Genomic DNA, 622 nt, shown 5'->3' on the forward strand with positions numbered 1-622 from the left:
AATCGAGTAGGAGGCTAATCATTATTTGATTAGCCGACCTCTCACACCACCGTGCGTACGGTTCCGTACACGGCGGTTCTAAAGTTTACGACCGTACAGACAGATAGTAATCCAGAAAACTTATATACCTTGCTCTTCGGAAGAGTTCGTTTGTAAGGGTTCTAGCTAAGATATGGCTGCCGGAGATTCTCCAGTAGCCTTTTCTTGTGTTAGCCCATTCCCACGCCTTTCTTTTATTGATCCCTAATTTCTTGAGCCAATAAAATCTTGTGCGTACTCTCTTCCATCTTTTCCAAGTTACCATTCGCATTCTTCTTCGTGTCCATTGGTCCAGTCTGGTTACCAGACTTTTCATATCCGCTAGCTTGTAGTAATTTACCCATCCTCGGACAGTGTCGTTTAGCCTTTTCTTTCTTTCCTCTACGCTTAATCCGTTGCTTCTTCCTGTGATTCTGCGAATTTTCTCCTTTAATTTTTGAACACCCTTCGGGTGTACCCGGAATTTGCATTTTCCTTCATAAAGGTAGAATCCATAACTCAGGAACTTGATGTTTCTAATATGTGTGATCATCGTCTTCTCTCGGTTCACTTTGAGTCGCAATTTGTTACTGGCGCCCCAAAA

1 protein-coding gene is annotated in these 622 nt (G+C 42.8%); it reads right to left on the reverse strand.

Annotated features, from left to right (window positions below; translation table 11 throughout):
• Positions 1-85: 85 nt before the first annotated feature.
• On the reverse strand, positions 86-622 hold a 537-nt coding region (locus P9687_RS09090), incomplete at its 5' end, for a group II intron maturase-specific domain-containing protein (protein ID WP_328228888.1).

The organism is Weizmannia sp. CD-2023 (assembly GCF_036225245.1).
Lineage (GTDB): Bacteria > Bacillota > Bacilli > Bacillales > Bacillaceae_C > Weizmannia > Weizmannia faecalis.